The following is a 21271-nucleotide window of genomic DNA, read 5'->3' as shown; positions in this document are numbered from 1 at the left end:
GCCCGGAGCGGCTAAAAACCCGTAACACTAACGCCCGGGAACGGCCTCTTCCGCCACGGCACTGGCCTCGGCGAACTGGGTCCGGTACAGCTCCGCGTAGCGGCCCTCGGCGGCCAGCAGCTCGGTGTGCGTGCCGCGTTCCACGATCCGGCCGTCCTCCACCACCAGGATGGCGTCGGCGGCCCGGATGGTCGACAGCCGGTGGGCAATCACGACGGCGGTGCGCCCCTCGAGCGCGGCGCCGAGCGCCTCCTGCACAGCGGCCTCATTGGTGGAGTCGAGGGCCGCGGTGGCCTCGTCCAGGATGACGATGCGCGGCTGGGCGATCAGCAGCCGGGCAATGGTGAGGCGCTGGCGTTCGCCGCCCGAGAGCCGGTAGCCGCGCTCCCCCACCACGGTGTTCAGGCCGTCCGGGAGGGAGCGGATCATGTCTTCCAGCCGGGCCTGGCGCAGCACATCCCACATGAGCTCATCGCTGGCGTCCGGGCGGGCCAGCCGCAGGTTGGAAGCGATGCTTTCGTGGAACAGGTGCCCGTCCTGGGTCACCATGCCGAGGGTGTGCCGCATGGAATCGAAGGTCAGGTCCCGGACGTCCACGCCGGTGCCCGGAACGGTTCCGCCGAAGCGCACGGCGCCGGAATCGACGTCGTACAGGCGCGAGAGCAGCTGCGCAATGGTGGACTTGCCGGCGCCCGACGAGCCCACGAGGGCGACGGTCTGGCCCGGCTCCACCCGGAAACTGATGCCGTGCAGCACCTCTTCGCCGCCGCGGGTGTCGAGCGTTGAGACGTCCTCCAGCGAGGCGAGCGAGACCTTGTCCGCCGAGGGGTAGGAGAAGCGGACGTCGTCGAACTCCACGGACAGCGGCCCGGGCGGCGAGGACACCGCGTCGGGCTTCTGCTGGATGAGCGGTTTGAGGTCCAGGATCTCGAAGACCCGCTCGAAGCTGACCAGGGCGCTCATGATCTCCACCCGGGCGTTGGAGAGCGCGGTGAGCGGGGCGTAGAGGCGGGTGAGCAGCAGGGCCAGCACCACGACGTCGCCCGCGGCCAGCTGCCCCTGCAGCGCCAGGAAGCCGCCCAGACCGTAGACCAGGGCGAGGGCCAGCGCCGAGACCAGGGTCAGTGCCGTCACGAAGGTGAACTGCAGCATGGCGGTGCGCACGCCGATGTCCCGCACGCGTCCCGCGCGGGCCGCGAATTCCCGGGATTCCTCGTCGGGGCGGCCGAAGAGCTTCACGAGGGTGGCGCCGGGGGCGGAAAAGCGCTCCGTCATCTGGGTGCCCATGGAGGCGTTGTGTTCCGCGGCCTCGCGGCGCAGATCGGCCAGCTTGGAGCCCATCCGGCGGGCCGGAATGAGGAAGATCGGCAGCAGGATCATGGCGAGCACCGTCACCAGCCAGGATTTGCCCAGCATGACCACCAGCGTCAGGGCGAGGGCCACCACATTGCTGACGACGCCGGACAGGGTCCCGGCGAAGGCCGACTGCGCCCCGATCACGTCATTGTTCAGCCGGCTCACCAGCGCGCCGGTGCGGGTGCGGGTGAAAAAGGCGATCGGCATCTTCTGCACGTGGTCGAAGACCTTGGTGCGGAGGTCCACAATCACGCCTTCACCGATCGTGGAGGACAGCCAGCGGGTGACGAGTCCCAGCCCGGCCTCGGCGACCGCCACGATGGCGATCAGCACTGCCAGCCAGACCACGACGTCAGTGGCGGCGCCGGCGATGATCGCGTCCACCACCTGCCCGGCCAGGACCGGGGTGGCCACGGCCAGGACGGCCATCACGATCGACAGCAGGACGAAGGCGATCAGCTTGCCCCGGTGCGGACGGGCGAAGCCGAACACCCGCTTGAGCGTTTCCTTCGAGAACGGCTTCGAGCCGCTCGAGGCGCGAGTGATGTTGTACAGGGAGCTCCAGGCGACCCGGTCCATGCTCATGTGGTACTGCCTTTCGGGGCCGTGTGGCCCAGGAGTTCGGTGACGACGCCGTCGTCCACGTTCCAGCGCGCGTCAAGGCGCACGTTTTCCAGCAGCCGGCGGTCGTGGGTGACCAGCAGCAGCGCGCCGTCGTAGCCCTCGAGGGCCTCTTCAAGCTGTTCGATCGCCGGGAGGTCCAGGTGGTTGGTGGGCTCGTCGAGCACCAGCAGGTTCACGCCGCGCGCCTGCAGCAGCGCCAGCGCAGCCCGGGTCCGTTCCCCCGGCGACAGGGAGTCCACCGGGCGGGAGGTGTGGTCCGCCTTGAGGCCGAACTTGGCCAGCAGCGTCCGGACTTCCGCCGGCGATTGGTCCGTCAGGACGGCTTCGACGGCGGCTGCCAGTTTCAGCCCGCCGGCCAGCAGCCCGCGGGCCTGGTCGATCTCGCCGACCGCCACCGACGCGCCCATCGAGGCGTCGCCGGAATCCGGGCGCTGGATGCCCAGCAGCAGGCGGAGCAGGGTGGATTTGCCGGCGCCGTTGGGGCCGGTGATGCCAATCCGTTCCCCGGCGTTGAGCTGCAGGTTCACCGGTCCCAGCGTGAAACCGCCCTGCCGGACCACCGCGTCGCGGAGCGTCGCCACCACCGCGCTGGACCGCGGTGCCTGGCCGATGCTGAACTGCAGCTGCCATTCCTTCCGGGGCTCCTCGACCTCCTCGAGCCGGGCGATGCGGGATTCCATCTGCCGGACCTTCTGGCCCTGTTTCTCGGAGGACTCGGTGCTGGCCGCGCGGCGGATCTTGTCGTTGTCCGGGTTCTTCTTCATCGCGTTCCGGACACCCTGGGAGCTCCATTCGCGCTGCGTGCGGGCGCGGGAGACCAGGTCGGCCTTGGCGTTGGCGAACTCCTCGTACCGTTCCCGGGCGTGCCGGCGGGCCACGGCGCGTTCCTCCAGGTAGGCCTCGTAGCCGCCGTCGTAGACCGCCACGGAGTTTTGCGCGAGGTCCAGTTCCACGACGGTGGTCACGCAGCGGGCCAGGAACTCGCGGTCGTGGGAAACCAGCACAACGCCGCCGCGGAGACCCTGTACGAAGGCCTCCAGCTTCGCGAGTCCGTTGAGGTCCAGGTCGTTCGTAGGCTCGTCCAGGAGCACGATGTCGAAGCGGCTGAGCAGCAGTGCTGCGAGCGCCACCCGGGCCGCCTGGCCGCCGGAAAGCCCGGTCATGTCGGCGTCGGGTCCCACGTCGAGCCCGAGGTCCGCCAGCACGGCCGGGATGCGGTCCTCCAGGTCGGCGGCGCCGGAGGCCATCCAGCGGTCGAACGCCAGGGAGTAGGCGTCGTCGGCGCCCGGGGCGCCACTGCCCAGGGCGTCCGCGGCGGCTTCCATATCAAGGGTGGCCTGGGCGCAGCCGGTGCGCCGCGCGATGTAGCCGGCCACCGTTTCGCCGGCGATCCGTTCGTGTTCCTGCGGCAGCCAACCCACGAACGCGTCCGCCGGGGCCAGGCTGATGGTGCCTTCCTGCGGCTCGTCCACCCCGGCCAGGAGCCGGAGCAGGGTGGACTTGCCCGCGCCGTTGGCTCCCACGACGCCGACGACGTCGCCCGGCGCGACGGTCAGGGAGAGTTTGGAGAAAAGTGTGCGGTGGTCATGGCCACCGGAAAGGTCCTTGGCAACAAGGGTTGCAGTCATTAGTCCATCCTCTCACCGCGGCCCAAAACAGCCCGCCGAAGGGCGCTCCAGGCGGCCAATCGCCGCCGGGCATGAAAGAACCCGCTGGTCCGGACTTGGGGGGTGTACGGACCAGCGGGTTCGAGCATCTAGCATAGTTGAATCAGCTCCTCCCGTAAAATCAATGCAGTCACTGCTCCACCGAACGTCAGAACCACCCCTCACATTCGACTCCGCAGGAAGCCATAGATGCCACTACCCGCCAAGGCGTTTCAACTCTGGCTCCATAGCGTTGCTCCGACGGCGAGCACGGCCGATATCTGCAGGATCTCCGGGATCAAGCGCACCACCCTCGCCCAGCAGCTGGTCCGGGGGAAGGTCTCGGAATCCACGCTGGTCAGCATCAGCCGCGCCCTGAAACGCAGCCCCTTGGACGATCTCGCCTCCTTTGACAGCTTTGCGGGCCTTGCGGAGCAGCCGCTCCCGCCCACTCCTGCCGAACTCGTCAGCCAGATCGCCACCATGGACCTGCTCCGCGCGGTCATTTCCCGCTCGTCCCCGGCTTATGGCGGTTTCGGAGACCACGGCAGCGCCCTGACTCCCCCGCTCAGCGCCGCCCCGCACGCCACGTCCGTCCGCAACTGGGTGGACGCGATCGACGACGGCGAATTGCGGCACCGGGTATCGGCCGCCACCGGAGTCGCGCCGCAGAACTATTCGGCACAGTTGACCGCGAACCGGCTCGCCCCGGAGTTGGCGGTCGCCACCTCCCGCGCGGCAGGCGTAGGATTCACCGGCGGGCTGGTCGCTACCGGCCTGCTGACAGAGGCGGAGGCCGGCTGGACCCCGGCCGCCAAGCAGGCCGCACTGGACGCCCTCTCCGATGGAGAACTCACGGCCCTGGCCGGCGAGCGCCTGCAGTCCCTTGGCAGGACCCTGCGCCGCCAGGAGCAGGAACACGAACAGACAAAAAAGATTTGGGAGAACCTCGGATGATCGCGATCCTGCAGTGGAGCACGTTGGCGGTCTGCGCCCTCGCCGCGATCGCGCGGGTTCCAAGTGCCCTCCGGGGTGAGAACCGGTCCCTGTTCTTCGTCTACTTCTTGCTCACGGTGGCTATCCTCTTGAGCATTGACGCGCCTTACGTGGCCGTTGACCAGGCCCTGGGCGGGCTGAACCTGGCCAATCTGGTCCTGCGCTTCATCATCTTCGGCGCCATCTTCGCCCTTGGGCTCAGGATCGCCCGGGGCTTCGGCGCCGACGACGCCCTTCGACTCCTCACCGGCCCCGTCGGGGTCGCGGTCGCGGCGCTGGCATCGGTGGCAGTGGTGGTGGTCTTCCTGATGATGGACACCGCCGGTTCATCAGCGGGACTCATCGCGGTCCATGCCAAAGACGCCCGCAATGCACTGCTCGTGGAGTACTACGGTGCCGCCGGCCGCCTCTATCCCGCGTACGTCATGCTTGCCCTGCTGCCGGCCATGCTGCGGACGGTCGGCAGCACGCTCCCCGGCCTGGTAAGGGTGGGAGCGGCGCTGCTGGCCGTCGGTTCCGTAGCCATCACGCTGAGCCTCCTGTTCCCGGTGATCCCTGAGTCGTTGGCATACCTCCGGTTCGTCATCAACTACACCGCGATTCTGTGCATCATCGTGGGGCTGGCCACGATCTGGCTGTCGAAGGCCGTGGCCAAACGGACGCAGGAGATGCAGACTAACGTCACCGGATAGTCATTGTGTGCTGAGCCGCCAAGCGATAAGGGAGATCCCTGCTGATGGCAACCCTGGAGTGGGCGACGCTGACGGTGTGCTGCGCGGCGCTTCTGCTGCGTGTGCCGGACGCCATCAAGGGCCGGAACAGGACCGTTTTCGGAATCCTCCTGCTGGCCACCTTGTGCAGTGCGCTTGCCGTCTCCGAACTCTACGAGGCAATCGACGGCGCGCTGGGCGGGCGGCACCTGACCAGCCTGATCCTGCGCTACCTGGTCTTTGCCACCGTCCTGCTGGTTGGTCTCCGGATCACGCGGGGTCTCGCCGCTTCGCGCGAATACTCACTCATTGCCGGATGGCCCGGGCGCTGGGCACTGGCGCTGTGCTGCCTGGCGGTGACTGTGACGTTCCTCCTGATGGACACAACCGGTGCGTCGGCAGGTCTACAGACGCTGTCCGGTACCGGCGAAGAGAATACCGCGCTGGCCCCGTACTACACCGCTGCCGGCCGCAGCTATCCCGCGTTCGTCTCGCTCATCCTGGTGCCTCCGCTGCTGGCCGCCGCCAGGAGCCGGAAGCCGCGCCTTGTCCGGGCCGGGGCCCTGCTGGTCTTCCTGGGCGCTGTGTTCGCGGTCCTGAGTTTTCCGGTTTCCCTGGCGCCGGCCAGCTGGGCCGGTGGGCTCCGCTTTGTCAACTATGCGGCGGTCCTGGGCTACGTCAGTGGGCTCGCGGTGTTCTGGTTCTCCGGGCTGATCGCCAACACGTCAGGTAACGCTAAGGCAACATTCAGCAACAACGGCGACTAGGCATTCACAAAATCATTAGACCGTGAGAGAATCATGAATGTGTGAAAGCGGCATACGCTTCGTGAACGGGGACAATCCGTGCGGAGCCGAGGCAGCCGCCCAAGCGCCATTGGGGGGATGAGTGGTAGCGGTCCGGCTGGACCGCTCCCACTCAGCCTGTTTAACGGCCCGTTTCCCGGCCGGCCGAAGCCAAGGCCCACTGCCGGCCTCCCACTGCCGGCCTCCTTGCTGAGGGACTCTGGCCCACGCATTCTGGCCCAGGGTCACCGTGCCTCAGCGCACGAACCTCAACGTCACCAATTGGAAGGGTCGGAGCACAAGCTCCGCCGAATCCCCCCGCAGGGTCACCCCCGGCGCCGCCGAGGGCCGTTCCAGCAAGTCGACGGTGCGGACGCCGCTGGCCTCGAAGTTGGCCGTCACGAGCCCTGCGGACCGCTCCCCCAGCGATTCGTAGACCCGCACGACGACGTCGCCCGAGCCATCTTCGGCCAGTTTCACGGCTTCAACAACCAGGGCCGGGTTGGAGACGGTCACGAGCGGGAGCGCGCCGTGGGCGCCCTTGACTACCCGCGGCGCCAGGTTCGTGCGGTAGCCCTCCCGGACGGCGTCGGCGATGCTGGCGCCCGGCCGGATCGTGACGTGCAATTCGTGCCGGCCGCGGTCCGCGCCGGGGTCCGGGAACTTGGGAGAGCGCAGCAGGGAGAGGCGCACAGTGGTGGTGGTCCCGCCGTCGTCCTCCCGGATGTTGCGGGTGACGTCATGGCCGTAGGTCGACGAGTTGGAAATGGCCACCCCGTAGCCGGGCTCGGCGACGTGGATCCACCGGTGGGCGCAGATCTCGAACTTCGCGGCTTCCCAGGAGGTGTTGAGGTGCGTCGGGCGGAAGACGTGGCCGAACTGGGTCTCCGCGGCCGAGCGGTCCGCCCGGACATCGAGGGCGAACCCCAGCTTCAGCAGCTTTTCGCTTTCCTGCCAGTCCACGGCCGTGGAAATCGTCAGCGACTCCGCTTCCGGCCCCAGCGAGATCCGCTGCGTCACCGCAGAGGTGCCGGCCAGGCGTTCCACCACCACGACGGCGTCCCGGCCAGTGTGTTCCGCCGCCAGCGAGCGGACGCTGGTCAGCGCCACAACGTTGCGGCGGTAGAAGGCGTCGATGTCCCAGGCGTCCCATTCGTTGGGGGTGTCCCGGTGGAGCTCCAGCAGGTTCCCGAACTGCCCGGGGGCGATCGCGTCGCGCCCGCTCGCGTGGTCGACCAGGGAGACGAGCAGGCCTTCGGCGTTGATGACGGCCCGGATGACCCCGTTGTCCAGGATGTAGCCGCCGGCCGCGTCGGTGACCCGCACCTGCTCTCCGGAGAGGACCGGCTCGGCAGCGGCGAGCGCCGCCACACCCTGGCGCCCGTGCGGGGCGGCGTTGAGCAGGAAGTCCGATTCCCCGGCGCCCAGCAGCGCCCCGGCGGCGTCGGCGATGATCGCCTCCAGTTCCTTTCCGACGGCGGCGTAGTTCCGCTCGGCGTCCTGGTGCACCCAGGCGATGGAGCTGCCGGGGAGGATGTCATGGAACTGCTGCAGCAGGACCAACCGCCAGAGGCGCTTGAGCTCCGCGGCCGGATAGCTGTACCCGGCTCGCACGGCGGCCGTGGCGCACCAGAGTTCGGCTTCGCGCAGCAGGTGCTCGCTGCGCCGGTTGCCCAGTTTTGTCTTGGCCTGGCTTGTGTAGGTGCCGCGGTGCAGCTCGAGGTACAACTCGCCCACCCAGACGGGGAGTGCATCGTATTCGGCCTGGGCCCGGGCGAAGAAGCTGGCGGCCGAGCCGAGTTCCACCGTTGGCGATCCCTCCAGGTCCGCAGTGCGGCGCGCCGCTGCCAGCATCTCGCGGGTGGGGCCGCCGCCGCCGTCGCCGTATCCAAACGGGACCAGCGAGGTGGTGCCGCGGCCGTGGTCCCGGTAGTTCCGCTCGGCGTGGGCGAGTTCCCGCCCGCTGAGTTCCGAGTTGTAGCTGTCCACCGGGGGGAAGTGCGTGAAGAGCCGGGTGCCGTCGATTCCCTCCCAGTTGAAGGTGTGGTGCGGCATCCGGTTGACCTGGTTCCAGGAGATCTTCTGGGTCAGGAACCATTTGCTGCCGGCGGCCGTGACGATCTGCGGCATCGCGGCCGAATAGCCGAAGGTGTCGGGCAGCCATGCTTCCTCGCATTCCAGCCCGAATTCGGCCAGGAAAAAGCCTTTCCCTTCCAGGAACTGGCGGGCCATGGCCTCGCCGCCGGGCATGTTGGTGTCGGATTCGACCCACATGCCGCCCACGGGGACGAACTGGCCGGTTTTGACCTTCTCCCGGATCCGCCCGAAAAGCTCCGGATACAACTCCTTGATCCAGGCAAGCTGCTGGGCCGAGGAGCAGGAAAACACAAACCCGGGATCCTCGTCCATCAGCGCCACCACATTGGAGAAGGTGCGGGCGCATTTGCGGATGGTTTCCCGGACCGGCCAGAGCCAGGCGGAGTCGATGTGCGCATGCCCGGTGGCCGTCAGGTGGTGCGCCGAGGCGTAGGCCGGCCGGGCCAGGACCCCGGAGAGGGCCTCCCGCCCGGCGGCTGCCGTGCCCGGGACGTCATCCGGGTCCATGACGTCCAGCATCCGTTCCAAGGCGCGGAGGATTTCATGGCGGCGGGGCAGCTCCATCGGCAGCTCGTGCATAAGGCCGCTGAGGGTCCACACGTCCTGCTGCAGCTCCCAGACCGTTTGGTTCAGTTCGGCGATGGCGATCCTGCCGAGCCGGTACTTCGGTTCATCGCCCGAGGTCGCCTTGTCCCCGTAGGGGGTGGCCGCGAAGGTCCACCCCTGCGACAGGTCTGGGTTGGCGGCCGCCTCGACGTAGAAATCGACGGACATCCCGCTGCCCAGGAGCTTCAGCGGAACGTACTGGTTCCGCGGCGAGATTGCCTTGACGATGGTTCCGTCCGGGCGCCAGGCGATGCCTTCGCACTGGAAGCCTGGCAAGTCGCTGCTGAATCCCAGGTCCACGATGATTTCCACCGAGGTGTCCGCAGCCGTGCCCCAGCCGTCCGGAACCTGCCCCTGGAGGCGCAGCCACTTGGTGCTCCACGGCCGGCCCCAGGCCGAGCCGTGCTCCTGGGGCGTGAACTGCTGCCGGAGGGCCTCCAGGACAGGTACCGGCTCATCCGGGACATCCCAGCTGCTCAGGGCCAGCGGCACGCTGCGCGGATAGACCGCGGGGGCGAGGCGTTCGCGAACAAAGCGGTCGAGCCGGACTTCCGTGAGACGACGGTCGTCGTGCAATGTGATCCTCTTAGCGCTGCGTGGATGACGCTGGAATGCATCCAATCGATGGATATAACTTACGTTGCCGCTGGCCGCAAGCCAAGGAGCTGTGGGCGGAGGTTATCCGGTTACGGCTGCGGGCATGGCCACCCGGTGGGCTCCCGCATAGACATTCAGTGACGTGCCGCGGCTGAACCCGGCCAGCGTCATCCCGCTCGCCTCGGCCAGTTCGACGGCCAGGCTCGACGGGGCGCTGACTGCGGCCAGGATGGGAATGCCGGCCAGGGCGGCCTTCTGCACGAGCTCGAACGACGCCCGCCCGGAGACCTGGAGCACGGTTCCGCGCAGCGGCAGCAGTCCCTCGCGGAGTGCCCAGCCCACCACCTTGTCCACAGCGTTGTGGCGCCCCACGTCCTCGCGCAGGCACAGCAGTTCGGTGGTTCCGTCGTCGGCGATCCGGAACAGGCCGGCGGCGTGGACGCCGCCGGTGACGTCGAAAACGGCCTGGGCTTCCCGCAACCGGTCCGGCAGCGACGCGAGCGTGGCCACGGGAACTGTCAACGGGTCGGCCGCAGGAGTGAAATGGGAGGACTTGTGCACGGCCTCAATGGAATCCGTGCCGCAGATGCCGCACGAGCTGGAGGTGAAGACGTTCCGCCCGGTGTCAGGGCGGACGACGTCGGGCCTCAGCTGCGCCTCCACCACGTTGAACGTCTGGACGCCGTCCTCGTCTTCCCCGGCGCAGAAGCGCAGTGAAACCAGCTGGTCGGGGCTCCAGATGACCCCCTCGGATACAAGGAAACCCGCGACGAGATCAAAATCGTTCCCGGGGGTCCGCATGGTCACGGAGAAGGACAGGTTGCCGATCCGGATTTCCAGCGGCTCCTCCACGGCGAGCACGTCCTCCCGGTGGCGGACCGGGAATTCGAGGGCCTGCGGCGACCCGTCCAGAACATATTTGTGCACCTTGCGGCGCTGCGTGACGCGGCCCATCAGGCACTCCTAACCAACATATTTCCATCATGGCAAGCGCCGGGCCGGGTGGCCAGCGCACGTTCAAGAACAGGGCTACCCCAGCAGGGCGCTCCAGTCGACGGGACCACCGGTGCCGGCAGGCTTCCGGGCGGCCCGTTTGGGGACAGGTTTGTCTTTCGGCGCCGTCAGATCCGGAAGGGCCGAACCCCAGGGAAGAGCGAAGGCAGGGACCGGCTCCCCCAGCTGCACACCGTGCGGCGGGACCACCAGCACACCGTCGGCGGCGGCCAGCCCGCGCATCATTCCCGGGCCGGTGTGCTGCGCGGGAGATGCCATGCCGTAGACCAGCCGGAAAGGCATCAGGCGCGTTCTGCCGGGGTCAGGGTCGATTGTGGAGCCGCAGGGCACGTCGGTGACGGGCGGCATCGTCCGGTGTCCCAGTGCCGCCAGGAGCGGGGCACCGAGGGTTGACAGTGCCATCATGGCCGCTAGCGGGTTGCCCGGCAGTCCGATAATGAACCTGCCATCGGGGAGTTCGGCCAGCACGGCGGGGTGGCCGGGACGCATGGCGATCCCGTCGACCAGCAGACGTCCGCCAAGTTCCGTCACGGAACGCCGCAGGTGGTCGGTTCCGGACCGGCCGGTGCCGCCCGTGGTGATCACGACGTCGGCGGGCAACAGTTCTGCGGCCGCGCTCCCGGAAGCCTGGCCGTCGCCACTTTCGCCGAACGCCCCGGCCGGGTCCGCATCCTCGAGCGCCGTGAGCCACTCGGCGTAGCTGTCTCCGATTTTCGTTTCGCCGGTGCAGATCCCGCCGAGCATGTCCACCACGCCGGCGAGCTGGGGACCGAACGTGTCGCGCACCTCGCCCGGCTGCGGGACCCCTGCTGTGACCACCTCGGAGCCGGTGAACACCAGCCGGACCAGCGCTTTGCCGAGGACCGGCAGCGTGTCGTGGCCGGCGAGGGCCGCGAGGGCCAGGTGGGCGGGGTTGAGCAAGGTCCCGCGTTTGATCAGGACCTCGCCGGCGGCCGCTTCCTCTGCGGCTTTTCGAATATGTTCGCCGTTTCGCGGCTCTCCGGGTTTGGCGCCGCCGCCGAGTTGCAGGATCGGGAGCCCGTCCTCGTCGGCGGCGATTTCGCCGCTTTCACTCCGCAGCACGGCCTTGGCCCCGGGCGGGATCAGACCGCCCGTGACGATCGGGCTCGCCTGGTGGGGGGCCAGCCGCTGGCCCGGTTCGGCGAGGATCCAGGGTCCGCTGCCGTTGACGGCCCAGCCGTCCATGGCTGACGAGGCGTAGTGCGGCATATCCACAATCGCTTCCACGTCGGCCGCGAGTTGCCGCCCCAGGGCACCCCGCAGGGCAACGGGTGCAGCAGGAATGGGAGTCGCGCAGTTGAAGGCGAGCTGCCGGGCTTCCTGCCAGGTGTGCGCGACGTGCCGGTGCGGCGGCTCGGGTTCCCCGTCCGGGGCGGCGTCGGCGGACCGGTCCTCGGGACCCTCCGGAAGTGCTCCGGCACGGCCGGCCGAGGCGGCGCCGAACGCATGCTCGTCCCCGGCGGCAGCTGCACTGCCGGGAGGGGGTGCAGGTGTCATGCGCCGGAGGCTTCGTTGGCTGCGTAATCCTTGGCGAGTTTGCGGGCTACGCCCATTGCGGCCTGCATCGAGACGGCATCCGTGGCCTGGCCGGACCCTGACGCCAGGCCTGCCGCGAAGCCGGCAATGAACGTCGTCAAAGGAGCTGCCGGGCGCACCACGGAGTGAGCGGCCACTCCGGCGAGGGCCAACACCTCGTTCACGTCCACCTCGACGTCTTCCAGCTCCAGGGCCTGGAGCAGGGCACGGCACCAGTCTTCCAGTGTTTCGTCCTGGCTCTTCACCGTTGCCTCCAAAGTCGAATTCAGCTGGGGAGCCCCGGGCCGGATGCCCGAATCATGGCTGACGCGGTCATGACCGCCGGGCGGGACCGTCACCCCCAAGGCGGAGGCATCGTCCCAGGTGTCCACATCATCCGTGGACCCCCCGGGGACGCTGACTTCGCGCACCTCCAGCCTAGCAAGAAGGGTGAACGCCGAGGCGTTTTCAAGGGTGCCGCCCTGCTCGGCGTCAGCAATGCTCCTTTGTAGCGCGGCTGTGCCATATAAGCCCACGAGTGGCTGCCGGCGCCCATCGGCGGACACAGCCATCAGCCCCTCAGCGGGCGGGACTCCCCCGGCCGCGTCCAGCAGGGCCCGGACGGCGGCGCCCGCCCGGGGCATGTCGCAGGCGAGGACAAGCGTGTAGGGGGGTGCAGGCCGGGGACGGGGTTCCCCGCGCCGGTGCCAATCCAGGGCGGCCATTCCTGCCGCGATGGCTGCGGCCGGTCCGGCGAAGGGCGGGTCTTCCCGGCAACTCAGTACGCCTGCCGGCAGCGTTCCCGGATCGGGGCCGACGACGGCGACAGCCGCCGCGCCGCTCGCGGCCTGCAGCGCGCGTTCAAGGAGGGTGGCCCCGTCGTGCACCAGTCCTGCTTTGGGCACTCCTCCCAGCCGGGAGGACCGGCCCCCGGAAAGAATGACAGCATCGAATTCCACCGGCCCAGCCTAGCGCGGTCCCGCACGGAACGTCCGGCGCTTTGGAGTCCGGCGCTGCAGAGTCCGGCCCGGAGACGGTTCAGGCAGCAGATTCCGGCAGCAGGAAGGGGTCCCAGGCCGGCGTTGGCTTCTCCAGCTCCTTGATCTGCCAGGTTGTGCCCTTGGGCGGCGCGGGGCTGAAGCTGAGCTTCCACCCCATTTCGCCCGGCGTATGGTCGCCCTTGGCATTGTTGCACCGCAGGCAGGCAGCGACGAGGTTTTCCCAGGAATCCGCACCGCCCCGGGATTTGGGCTGAACATGATCGATGGTGTGCGCCGCCTTGCCGCAGTAAGCGCAGCGGTGCCCGTCACGGCGGAGCACTCCACGGCGGCTGACCGCGGTGATCGTGTTGTAGCGGGGCCTGATGTAGCGATTCAGGAGAATCACCGAGGGCCGGCCAAGGACATCCTGCGGACCGACGACAGGATCGTCGCCTTCCGCCACGACGCTGGCTTTTCCAGTCAGCACAAGTACGAGCGCCCGGCGGAAGGTGACAACCGCCAGCGGTTCATATCCAGCATTCAGAACGAGAGTGCGCATCCGCATACCTCTTCACGGCCGCACCCGCCAGGGGCACGAGGGCCGGCTGCCCTCTGCATGGTCGGGCTATGGATCGACAAAACAAGAGTAAACACGAAGGTGCCGTTTCACCGAATCTTTTTTTGCGGCCGCGGCACGTGTCGGCAGGAGTTCACGTGGCGGCAACGCAAAGGACCCCTGCCGGGGGCAGGGGTCCTTGGTGTTGCTGAGTTCTGGTGTCTCTAGCCGCCGACGCGGATGAAGACGGGGCCGGAGCCGACGTTCACGCTCTGGAGGGACGTGGTTCCGCCGTTCCAGCCGCCGTGAACGGCCATGCCGTTGCCGACGTAAACAGCGATGTGAGCCATGCCCGTGCCACCGTTCTGGTAGTACGCAAGGTCGCCCGGCTGTGCTTCGGCGGCGCTGACGGTGCGGCCGAGGGACAGGTACCCTGCCGGCCAGCCGTGGTAGTTGATGCCTGCAGCGGCCAGCGCGTTCGTGGCGAGTGCGGTGCAGTCCTGGGCCACGCCGATCTGCGCGTAGGCAGCAGCGGCGATCGTGGAGCCCATGCCGCTGGCAGCAGCCGGCGCTTTGGTGCTGGCCACAGCGGCGGTGGCGGTGGCGCCGTTGGCGGTGGCGGCTGCGCCGACCTCGGTGCCGGCGGCCTCGGGGGTTTCCTGGACCTTCACGATGGGCTTCGGGGCCTCGACGACGGGGGCCGGGGTGGTGGTGACGGCCGGCTTCTCGTAGGAGATAGCGATGGTCGAAGCAGCGGAGATGGTGGCGGGGGCGGCCGACTGTACTTCGAGCGTGGAAGCGGAGGTGGATTCGCGCTGAACGTTGGCCTCAGCAGCGTTGGCTGCGATACCGCTGGTCAGGACGAGGCCGGAAGCTGCAGCGATAACTGCGGCCTGGCGGCCCATGCCGCCGGCGTTGTCGCCGACAGCCTTGGCAATAACGGCCAGCGAGTTGGTCTTGGTGACCTCGGCGCGGTGCCGTGCGATTGCACGAGTAGTCATTAAGTTCTCTCTTTCGTGATCCTGGGTCCGCGCTTTTCAGGCGCGGGCTGAGGACGCTCCGGCATCTTGGGGGTACGCCGGATCGCCCCGAAATGGGTTACTTAGCGAAGGGTGTACTGCGAAGACGCGCCAAAAGCGGGAACTGCGTGCAGGTGCATGGCCTGCGGGCCGGACTCAGCAGAGATTGAGACGGCGGTGTGAGATCCGTTCCGGGCGCCGGCAAGGGCAGCCCGGGAGTCGGATTTCAGCGGGCTCGAAAGAGCCGCGGAAGCGCGGTGACGCGCAGCATTGTGGCGTGAAGACACGAAAGTAGCCTCTCCCAATGCCTACGAGGTGAGCTGTCGGATTCGGATGGGAGTCACCCGGCCGCGCTGCTTCCTGGGAAGCTTTGCGACTTAACCCCTAGGTCTTCTTGCGAAGACCAAAATTGGTTCCCCCGCCCCTGCCAGACGATGTAATGCGAACGGACCTTGAGCGGTGGCAGAGCTAGGCAATCCACTCAAGAGCGCCAACTTCGGAAAAGTTGGCGTAGGTCAAACGGTACAGCAGTTGGGGCTCAATGTCACATTCAGATCACGGCGTGTCACAAGAATGCGAGAGCGTCCGATCAGCTTTATCAGAGCCAGCCGGTGGGGTCAACGACTTCGCCGTTGACCATGACTTCGAAGTGGAGGTGGCAGCCCGTGGAAGCGCCGGTGGTGCCGCTCATCGCGACGACATCGCCGCGGGAGACCTGCTGGCCGACGGTCACGCTGGCTGAAGACAAGTGGTTGTACGTGGTCTCCAGGCCGTTGCCATGGTCGATCACCACGCGGTTACCGCCGCCGTAGGGGTGCCAGCCATTGAAGGTCACGGTACCGCTTGCCGCCGCAAGGACGCTGGTGCCGCACTGGGCGGAGTAGTCCTGTCCGCGGTGGAATTCGCCGGAGCCGCCGGTGATGGGGCTGACGCGGTATCCGAAAGGCGATGCGGTCTTCAGCTGTGCCAGCGGCGCACCCAGGCTGCCCGCGGAGGCTGCCCGGCTGATCGAACCAACGGACTGGGCGCTCAGCAGCTGCTTGAGCTTTCCGTCCGGGTCACCCTTGGTGGTGACGGCGGTCCGGTTGAAGTCGATTTTGGCCTCGGACGCCGTGACGTCCGGCTGGACCGCGGCCGAGACGGATCCGGACGAGTTTCCGGCGTCCGTGGCCATAACGGGACCCGTGGCGGGGACGGTGACGGTGAGGACCAGGCCCGTGGCGGCCAGGGCAATGCCCGCCTTTTGCCCCACGCCACTGGCGGCGGCAAAGTCTGTCACCTGGCGGAACGGACTGCGGCGGCCTCTGCGTTCGTCACGGTGCGCGTCACGCGGGCGGTCTGCCATAACGGCGACGGCCGGACGCTGCTCCGGAGCGGGACCGGTCGCACGACGGCGGCCCCTGGCGGTCTGGGTGGTCAAGAACGGTTCCTCTCTGGTGAGCCTGCGAAGTTAGCTGTCGGATTCGGGTCAGAGAGATCAAAGACCCGGTCCGCCGTAGCAAGCATCCAGGCACAGAGGCGTCCCAAAAGAGTTCCTCGGTGGTATGTGCTTGCCGCTGACGGACTTCACCCCAAGGCTGCTAAACAGCCGGAAGTGGTTCCCCCGCCCCTGCCAGAAGGTGACTCTGCTACTGATCCGCTGGCAGAGCTCGGCTTCGGATCAGATAACGCTTTGGTATCGGTACTAGTGATTAACTATAGGCGATTAAGCCATCCAGAGATAAATCCGTTATCGGACTGTGCACAACTCCTGGGACGTCCGACGACCAGTCGGTTAGGCCGAATTAACCGACCGTAACAAAGACGTGGGCCGCAACCTCGGGCGGGAGTTCCAAGGCGCCTTCGATATCCGGCACCCGGACCGAGATGTACTCCCCCACCCGTTCCAGCGACACCAGGGCACCGGGACGGATGCCGCCTTCATCCAACTGGACCAGCAGTTCCGGTTCCACTTGGATGGGCTCGGCCAGCCGGTTGACCCTGACCTGCGAATCCGGGCCGTAGCCGGCCATGGCCTCGAGCAGGTTCACCACGCCGTCCGTGTAGGGCCGGGAAGGCAGGCCGCCCAGTTCCGCAAGGCCTGGGATCGGGTTGCCATAGGGCGACACGGTGGGGTGGTTCAGCAGTTCGAAGATCCGGCGCTCCACCCGCTCACTCATCACGTGTTCCCAGCGGCAGGCTTCCTCATGCACATAGGCCCAGTCGAGACCGATCACGTCAGCCAGCAGCCGCTCCGCGAGCCGGTGCTTGCGCATGACTTCAATGGCACGTTTCCGGCCGGTTTCCGTCAGTTCAAGGTGCCGGTCACCGGAAACAACCACCAGACCGTCGCGTTCCATGCGGCCGATGGTCTGGGAAACGGTGGGGCCGGAGTGACGCAGCCGTTCGGCGATGCGGGCGCGGAGGGCGACGATGTTTTCTTCTTCAAGTTCCAGAATGGTCCGGAGATACATTTCGGTTGTATCGATCAGATCCGTCATTCAGCTCAGCTCCTCGAGCGCCGTCCTTGCGTGTTCCCACCGTACCGCGGGTTGCCTGCGCCCCGGCGGGGGCCGCCGTACGTTCGCAGGTCAGCTTAGCCTATTTTGAATTACTCCGGATAATCTCACTGACCGGACTATGACGGCCGCTTTTGCCTCCTCCGCCGGGCGGTCAGGCAGAATGAAACGACAGGCTCCGCTGCAGCCACCCTGCCGGGCCGCCTCCCGAGCCACCACCTGTACCAGCCGAAAATTGGAGCCACTGTGAGCGACACCAACGTCACGATTCCCGCAAACCTCCTCCCCAAGGACGGCCGCTTCGGCGCCGGGCCGTCCAAGGTCCGCCCGGAACAGATGGAAGCCCTCGCCGCGGCTTCGGGGCTGCTGGGAACATCTCACCGCCAGGCGCCGGTCAAGAACCTTGTGGGGTCGGTCCGGAACGGGCTTAGCCAGTTCTTCCGCGCTCCGGAGGGCTATGAGGTCATCCTTGGCGTGGGCGGGTCCACCGCGTTCTGGGACATTGCCAGCTTCGGGCTCGTGGACAACAAGGCACAGCACTTGTCCTTCGGCGAGTTTGGCTCGAAATTCGCATCCGCCACCAACAAGGCGCCATTCCTCGCGGATTCCTCCATCATCACGTCCGAGCCGGGAACCCGGCCGGCGCCCCGGGCTGAGGCCGGTGTCGATGTCTACGCCTGGCCGCAGAACGAAACGTCCACCGGCGTGGCTGCCCCGGTCCAGCGAGTGGCCGGCGCCGACGCGGGCTCCCTGGTCCTGGTTGATGCCACCTCGGCTGCCGGCGGACTGGACGTCGACGTCGCCGAAGCGGACGTCTACTATTTCGCCCCGCAGAAGAACTTCGCCTCCGACGGCGGCCTGTGGCTCGGCCTGTTCTCCCCGGCAGCCCTGGAGCGTGCCGCGCGGATCAAGGCCAGCGGCCGCTGGATCCCGGACTTCCTGGATCTCCAGACGGCCATCGACAACTCGCGGCTGAACCAGACCTATAACACTCCTGCCCTGGCGACGCTCGTCACCCTTGACGCCCAGGTGCAGTGGCTGAACGCGAACGGCGGGCTGGACTTCGCCTCCGCCCGGACGGCGGACTCGGCCGGCCGCATCTACCGCTGGGCCGAAGCCTCCGAGTACGCCACCCCGTTCGTGGCACAGGCTGAGGACCGCTCCAACGTCATCGCGACAATCGACTTCGACGACACCATCGACGCCGCGGCGATCGCCAAGGTGCTCCGCGCCAACGGCATCGTGGACACCGAGCCCTACCGCAAGCTGGGCCGCAACCAGCTCCGCATCGCAACCTTCGTCGCGATCGAGCCGGACGATGTGTCGGCGCTGCTGGAATGCATCGACTTCGTTGTGGGCGAGCTGAAGAAGTAGCTCATTCCCGGGCGTCTCCGCCGGGGCCGGCATCGCCGGGGCCGCCCCCGGCAGGGCCGGTCCCGCCCGGGACGGCGGACACGACGCGGAAGTGGGGCAGCCCGCGGGCGCGGCGGTCGAACCGGATCCGCAACTGCTTGGCCCGGATGATCCACACCAGCCCGATCAAGGCAGCGATCAGGCCGGCGGCCGCCGCAACGCTCATGGACCAGCGGGGGCCCGCAACGTTTGCGACCCATCCCACGAACGGCGCTCCGATGGGCGTGCCGCCCATGAAGATCGCCATGTAGAGCGCCATCACCCGGCCGCGCATGACAGGATCCGTGGTCGTCTGGACGTAGCCGTTGGCGCTGGTCATCATCGTGATGGCGAAGAGCCCCACCGGAACCAGCGCCACGCCGAACCAGAAGTAGCTGGGCGCCAGCGCGGCGATGCCGGAGGCCACGCCGAAGGCCCCGGCAGCCCCGAAGATGATCCGCAGCCTGGGTTTCTGGCGGCCGGCGGACAGCAGGGCGCCGGCCACGGAGCCGATGGCCATAATGGAGTTCATCAACCCGAAAGCGCTGGCATCCAGGCCGAATTCCGTTCCCACCATGGCCGCAATGAACAGCACGAAGTTCAGGCCCAGGGTGCCCACAATGAACACCGCGACCAGCACCACCACGATGTCCGGCCGAAACCGCACGTAGCGCAGTCCCTCGCGGATCTTGCCCTTTCCGGCCGCGGCCCGGGGCAGTCGGCGCAACGAGGCGGTGGGAATTTTCCACAGGCTCAGCAGCAGCGCCACGAAGGTCAGGGTGTTGATCAGGAAGACCCAGCCGGGACCGACCGCCACCGTGAGGATGCCCGCCACCGCGGGGCCGATCATCCGGGCCACATTGAAGGATGCACTGTTGAGGGCCACCGCGTTGGGCAGGTAGTCGTCGCGGACCAGCTCGGAGACGAACGTCTGGCGCACGGGGGCATCCAGGGCGGAAACAACGCCCAGCAGCAGGGCAAAGGCATAAACGTGCCACAGTTGGGCGGCCCCGGTAACCACCAGGATGCCGAGGGCTGCACTCAGCACTGCCATCGCGGACTGGGTCAGGACGAGCAGGTGCTTGCGGTTGAAGCGGTCGGCAACCAGTCCGGCCACGGGGGCCAGGAAGAGCTGGGGGCCAAGCTGCAGGGCCATGGTGATGCCCATGGCCCCGGCGTCGTGCTCGGTCAGGTGGTCAAAAACCAGCCAGTCCTGGGCAGTGCGCTGCATCCAGGTTCCGATGTTGGAAATGATCGCCCCGATGAACCAGATCCGGTAGTTCAGGATGTGCAGGGATTTGAAGGTGGACGTCATGACCAGCCCTCACTCTGAAGCACCCCTGATGGTTCCAACCGCTAGTCATCCTCCGTCGCCGGTGACTCGTCTTTCGGAGCATCTCCGGTGCTAGCGTCATCGACATCGTCGTCTTCCGGTGCGTCGGTGTCGTACTCGTCGCCGGCACCGTCCGCGTTGCCGTCGGCGTCGTCGGAGTCGTCTTCCGGTGCGTCCTCAGCGTCGGTGGTAGCCGCTGCGACGGCGGCGGCCTCGCCCGCCCCCTCCGGGGGAGCTGCGCCTGCGGCGGCCTGGAGGTCTTCATCGCCCTGTTCATCGCCGGGGCGGACCCGTTCCGCCCAGGGAATCCATTCGGGTGCCAGGATCGAGTCTTCGGACGGCAGCAGACCCAGCTCGTCGACCGTAACCTCCTTGGACCTTGAGTTCCGGGTCAGCACGGCATACCACTGCCAGCCGCCGTAGCCGGGCAGCTTTGACTCGAAGAGATGCGTGACCAGGCGGTCGCCTTCGCTCTTGGCTGCCAGGTGCGGGCCGATCTGCTCGGCGGGGGCGATGCCCTCAATGGCAGCACGTGCAACGTCGACGGCGGCAGCCAGGAAAGCATCCGGCTTGCCGGTACGCCAGACAGGGACCCCGGCGCGCGGCTTGGGGCCCTGCTTGGTTCCGGCTTTCTTGTTCCCGGCTGCTGCTTTATCCCCGGCGGCGCTGCTTCCCACGGCAGTGGGCTCGGTCTGATCTGTCTCCGGCGTCATCAAGAGCCTTACGCGTCCAGCTCGTCGGCAACCTTACGCAGGGCGACGGCGATCGCCTTGCCCTTGTTGCCTTCCGGGTACTTGCCCGCGGACAGCGTTCCGGACAGGTTGTCCAGGACGGTCACGAGGTCCTGCACCAGCGGCGCGAGATCCTTGGCGCTGGGCCGCTTGGCTTTGGCGATGGACGGTGTTTTGTCCAGCACGCGCAGGCCCAGGGCCTGGGCGCCCTTGCGGCCGTCGGCCACACCGAATTCAACCCGGGTGCCGGCTTTGAGCTCGGTTACGCCCTCGGGCAGCGCGGACTTCGGCAGGAAGACTTCCTGACCGTCCTCGCCCGCGAGGAATCCGAAGCCCTTGTCCTTGTCATACCACTTGACCTTGCCGGTAGGCACGTAATCAACCCTCTTCGTTCTGCTGGTGACACGGCCGGCGGTCACCGCATCCGCATGGATATGCGGGTTCAGGGTATGACTGCCCGGACCGTGTTGGTCTGTTCCCTCAAGGTTATCCTGCCTTGCCCACTTTGACCGTTTGGGGCGCGGGGACAAGCCGGACTGTTAGCGTTAGCTCCATGACTCCATTGCGCTTCCGGCGGCCGCTGCTGATCGTTGCGGCCGTCGCCGCCGTGCTGTCCCTCGCGGCAGTCGGCGTCGTGATGGCAATGGCCTTCAACAACGCCGCCTCGCCGGTGTGGATCACCTCCACGGCACTCTACGGGCTGCCCGTGGCGTTCCTGCTGATGCTCTTGCTCGTGATCGACGGCGTGGCAGCCCGCCGCCGGACCCGAGGACCGGACGAAAGGTAGCCTTGCAC

18 protein-coding genes and 2 riboswitches are annotated in these 21271 nt (G+C 67.6%); of the genes, 5 read left to right on the top strand and 13 right to left on the bottom strand.

What is annotated here, in order from left to right; all coding sequences use genetic code 11:
- Positions 1-27 precede the first annotated feature (27 nt).
- A complete protein-coding gene (locus AC6EUH_RS12340; protein ID WP_056424513.1) occupies positions 28-1941 on the bottom strand; it encodes an ABC transporter ATP-binding protein in 1914 nt (637 codons plus the stop codon).
- Positions 1938-3608, bottom strand: coding sequence for an ABC-F family ATP-binding cassette domain-containing protein (locus AC6EUH_RS12335; protein WP_499738806.1), 1671 nt, complete (start codon positions 3606-3608; stop codon positions 1938-1940). Before AC6EUH_RS12335 ends, AC6EUH_RS12340 begins: the two co-directional genes overlap by 4 nt.
- A gap of 228 nt (positions 3609-3836) precedes the next feature.
- Between AC6EUH_RS12335 and AC6EUH_RS12330 the strand changes: the two genes are divergently transcribed.
- From AC6EUH_RS12330 to AC6EUH_RS12320, 3 genes are read left to right on the top strand one after another with little or no spacing between them, the layout of a single operon-like run.
- A complete protein-coding gene (locus AC6EUH_RS12330) occupies positions 3837-4583 on the top strand; it encodes a hypothetical protein (RefSeq protein ID WP_499738805.1) in 747 nt (248 codons plus the stop codon).
- Positions 4580-5314: a hypothetical protein gene (locus AC6EUH_RS12325; RefSeq protein WP_499738804.1), complete on the top strand. Its 735-nt coding sequence runs from the start codon at positions 4580-4582 to the stop codon at positions 5312-5314. Before AC6EUH_RS12330 ends, AC6EUH_RS12325 begins: the two co-directional genes overlap by 4 nt.
- Before the next feature lie 44 nt (positions 5315-5358).
- Positions 5359-6099 carry a hypothetical protein gene (locus AC6EUH_RS12320; protein WP_499738803.1) on the top strand — a complete coding sequence of 247 codons (741 nt, stop codon included), beginning with the start codon at positions 5359-5361 and terminating at the stop codon, positions 6097-6099.
- A gap of 273 nt (positions 6100-6372) precedes the next feature.
- Here AC6EUH_RS12320 and AC6EUH_RS12315 read toward each other — a convergent pair whose 3' ends face one another.
- The 8 genes from AC6EUH_RS12315 to AC6EUH_RS12280 form a co-directional block, all read right to left on the bottom strand.
- Positions 6373-9396, bottom strand: a complete 3024-nt coding sequence (locus AC6EUH_RS12315; RefSeq protein ID WP_499738802.1) for an alpha-mannosidase — start codon at positions 9394-9396, stop codon at positions 6373-6375.
- A 102-nt stretch (positions 9397-9498) separates the two neighbouring features.
- Entirely contained in the window at positions 9499-10371 is an 873-nt protein-coding gene (gene fdhD / locus AC6EUH_RS12310) for a formate dehydrogenase accessory sulfurtransferase FdhD (protein ID WP_499738801.1), read from the bottom strand.
- A 75-nt stretch (positions 10372-10446) separates the two neighbouring features.
- Positions 10447-11949 carry a molybdopterin molybdotransferase MoeA gene (locus tag AC6EUH_RS12305; protein ID WP_499738800.1) on the bottom strand — a complete coding sequence of 501 codons (1503 nt, stop codon included), beginning with the start codon at positions 11947-11949 and terminating at the stop codon, positions 10447-10449.
- The gene (locus tag AC6EUH_RS12300) at positions 11946-12926 is read right to left on the bottom strand and encodes a DUF6457 domain-containing protein (protein WP_499738799.1); all 981 of its coding nucleotides are present in this window, start codon (positions 12924-12926) and stop codon (positions 11946-11948) included. Before AC6EUH_RS12300 ends, AC6EUH_RS12305 begins: the two co-directional genes overlap by 4 nt.
- Before the next feature lie 79 nt (positions 12927-13005).
- Positions 13006-13506 (bottom strand): HNH endonuclease, encoded by a 501-nt coding sequence (locus AC6EUH_RS12295; protein WP_056426487.1) that lies wholly within the window; start codon positions 13504-13506, stop codon positions 13006-13008.
- A gap of 221 nt (positions 13507-13727) precedes the next feature.
- Positions 13728-14504, bottom strand: a complete 777-nt coding sequence (locus tag AC6EUH_RS12290) for an NlpC/P60 family protein (RefSeq protein ID WP_499738798.1) — start codon at positions 14502-14504, stop codon at positions 13728-13730.
- 309 nt (positions 14505-14813) lie between these two features.
- A riboswitch (cyclic di-AMP (ydaO/yuaA leader) is annotated at positions 14814-14983 on the bottom strand.
- Positions 14984-15120: 137 nt separating this feature from the next.
- The gene (locus AC6EUH_RS12285) at positions 15121-15942 is read right to left on the bottom strand and encodes a M23 family metallopeptidase (protein WP_056424484.1); all 822 of its coding nucleotides are present in this window, start codon (positions 15940-15942) and stop codon (positions 15121-15123) included.
- 4 nt (positions 15943-15946) lie between these two features.
- Positions 15947-16162, bottom strand: a riboswitch (cyclic di-AMP (ydaO/yuaA leader).
- A gap of 144 nt (positions 16163-16306) precedes the next feature.
- Positions 16307-17002: an iron-dependent transcriptional repressor DtxR gene (locus AC6EUH_RS12280; RefSeq protein WP_056424481.1), complete on the bottom strand. Its 696-nt coding sequence runs from the start codon at positions 17000-17002 to the stop codon at positions 16307-16309.
- 264 nt (positions 17003-17266) lie between these two features.
- Here AC6EUH_RS12280 and serC point away from each other — a divergent pair, with 264 nt between their 5' ends.
- A complete protein-coding gene (gene serC, locus AC6EUH_RS12275) occupies positions 17267-18394 on the top strand; it encodes a phosphoserine transaminase (RefSeq protein ID WP_499738797.1) in 1128 nt (375 codons plus the stop codon).
- A 1-nt stretch (position 18395) separates the two neighbouring features.
- On the opposite strand, the gene AC6EUH_RS12270 is transcribed toward serC, so the two are convergent.
- The 3 genes from AC6EUH_RS12270 to AC6EUH_RS12260 are packed head-to-tail and all read right to left on the bottom strand — an operon-like array spanning position 18396 to position 20850.
- On the bottom strand, positions 18396-19727 hold the full coding sequence (locus AC6EUH_RS12270) for an MFS transporter (protein ID WP_499738796.1): 1332 nt from the start codon (positions 19725-19727) through the stop codon (positions 18396-18398).
- Between the two features lie 41 nt (positions 19728-19768).
- Entirely contained in the window at positions 19769-20458 is a 690-nt protein-coding gene (locus AC6EUH_RS12265; RefSeq protein ID WP_499738795.1) for a DUF3027 domain-containing protein, read from the bottom strand.
- 8 nt (positions 20459-20466) lie between these two features.
- Complete coding sequence (locus tag AC6EUH_RS12260) at positions 20467-20850, bottom strand: cold-shock protein (protein ID WP_056426482.1); 384 nt, start codon at positions 20848-20850, stop codon at positions 20467-20469.
- Between the two features lie 179 nt (positions 20851-21029).
- On the opposite strand from AC6EUH_RS12260, the gene AC6EUH_RS12255 reads away from it, so the two are divergent.
- Positions 21030-21263, top strand: a complete 234-nt coding sequence (locus AC6EUH_RS12255) for a hypothetical protein (RefSeq protein WP_056424471.1) — start codon at positions 21030-21032, stop codon at positions 21261-21263.
- Positions 21264-21271 lie beyond the last annotated feature (8 nt).

Source organism: Arthrobacter sp. 001422645, from assembly GCF_059816125.1.
Note: the sequence above shows the minus strand (reverse complement) of the source record. Positions and strands in the feature narration are given on the sequence as shown.

What these genes read in the sequence shown, in the direction of transcription:
- AC6EUH_RS12265 (WP_499738795.1), bottom strand. Translation starts at nt 20,458, where the DNA reads ATGACGCCGGAGACAGATCAGACCGAGCCCACTGCCGTGGGAAGCAGC.
- AC6EUH_RS12290 (WP_499738798.1), bottom strand. Translation starts at nt 14,504, where the DNA reads ATGACTACTCGTGCAATCGCACGGCACCGCGCCGAGGTCACCAAGACC.
- AC6EUH_RS12305 (WP_499738800.1), bottom strand. Translation starts at nt 11,949, where the DNA reads ATGACACCTGCACCCCCTCCCGGCAGTGCAGCTGCCGCCGGGGACGAG.
- AC6EUH_RS12255 (WP_056424471.1), top strand. Translation starts at nt 21,030, where the DNA reads ATGACTCCATTGCGCTTCCGGCGGCCGCTGCTGATCGTTGCGGCCGTC.
- AC6EUH_RS12270 (WP_499738796.1), bottom strand. Translation starts at nt 19,727, where the DNA reads ATGACGTCCACCTTCAAATCCCTGCACATCCTGAACTACCGGATCTGG.
- AC6EUH_RS12330 (WP_499738805.1), top strand. Translation starts at nt 3,837, where the DNA reads ATGCCACTACCCGCCAAGGCGTTTCAACTCTGGCTCCATAGCGTTGCT.
- AC6EUH_RS12325 (WP_499738804.1), top strand. Translation starts at nt 4,580, where the DNA reads ATGATCGCGATCCTGCAGTGGAGCACGTTGGCGGTCTGCGCCCTCGCC.
- AC6EUH_RS12340 (WP_056424513.1), bottom strand. Translation starts at nt 1,941, where the DNA reads ATGAGCATGGACCGGGTCGCCTGGAGCTCCCTGTACAACATCACTCGC.
- AC6EUH_RS12295 (WP_056426487.1), bottom strand. Translation starts at nt 13,506, where the DNA reads ATGCGCACTCTCGTTCTGAATGCTGGATATGAACCGCTGGCGGTTGTC.
- AC6EUH_RS12335 (WP_499738806.1), bottom strand. Translation starts at nt 3,608, where the DNA reads ATGACTGCAACCCTTGTTGCCAAGGACCTTTCCGGTGGCCATGACCAC.
- AC6EUH_RS12280 (WP_056424481.1), bottom strand. Translation starts at nt 17,002, where the DNA reads ATGACGGATCTGATCGATACAACCGAAATGTATCTCCGGACCATTCTG.
- AC6EUH_RS12320 (WP_499738803.1), top strand. Translation starts at nt 5,359, where the DNA reads ATGGCAACCCTGGAGTGGGCGACGCTGACGGTGTGCTGCGCGGCGCTT.
- fdhD (WP_499738801.1), bottom strand. Translation starts at nt 10,371, where the DNA reads ATGGGCCGCGTCACGCAGCGCCGCAAGGTGCACAAATATGTTCTGGAC.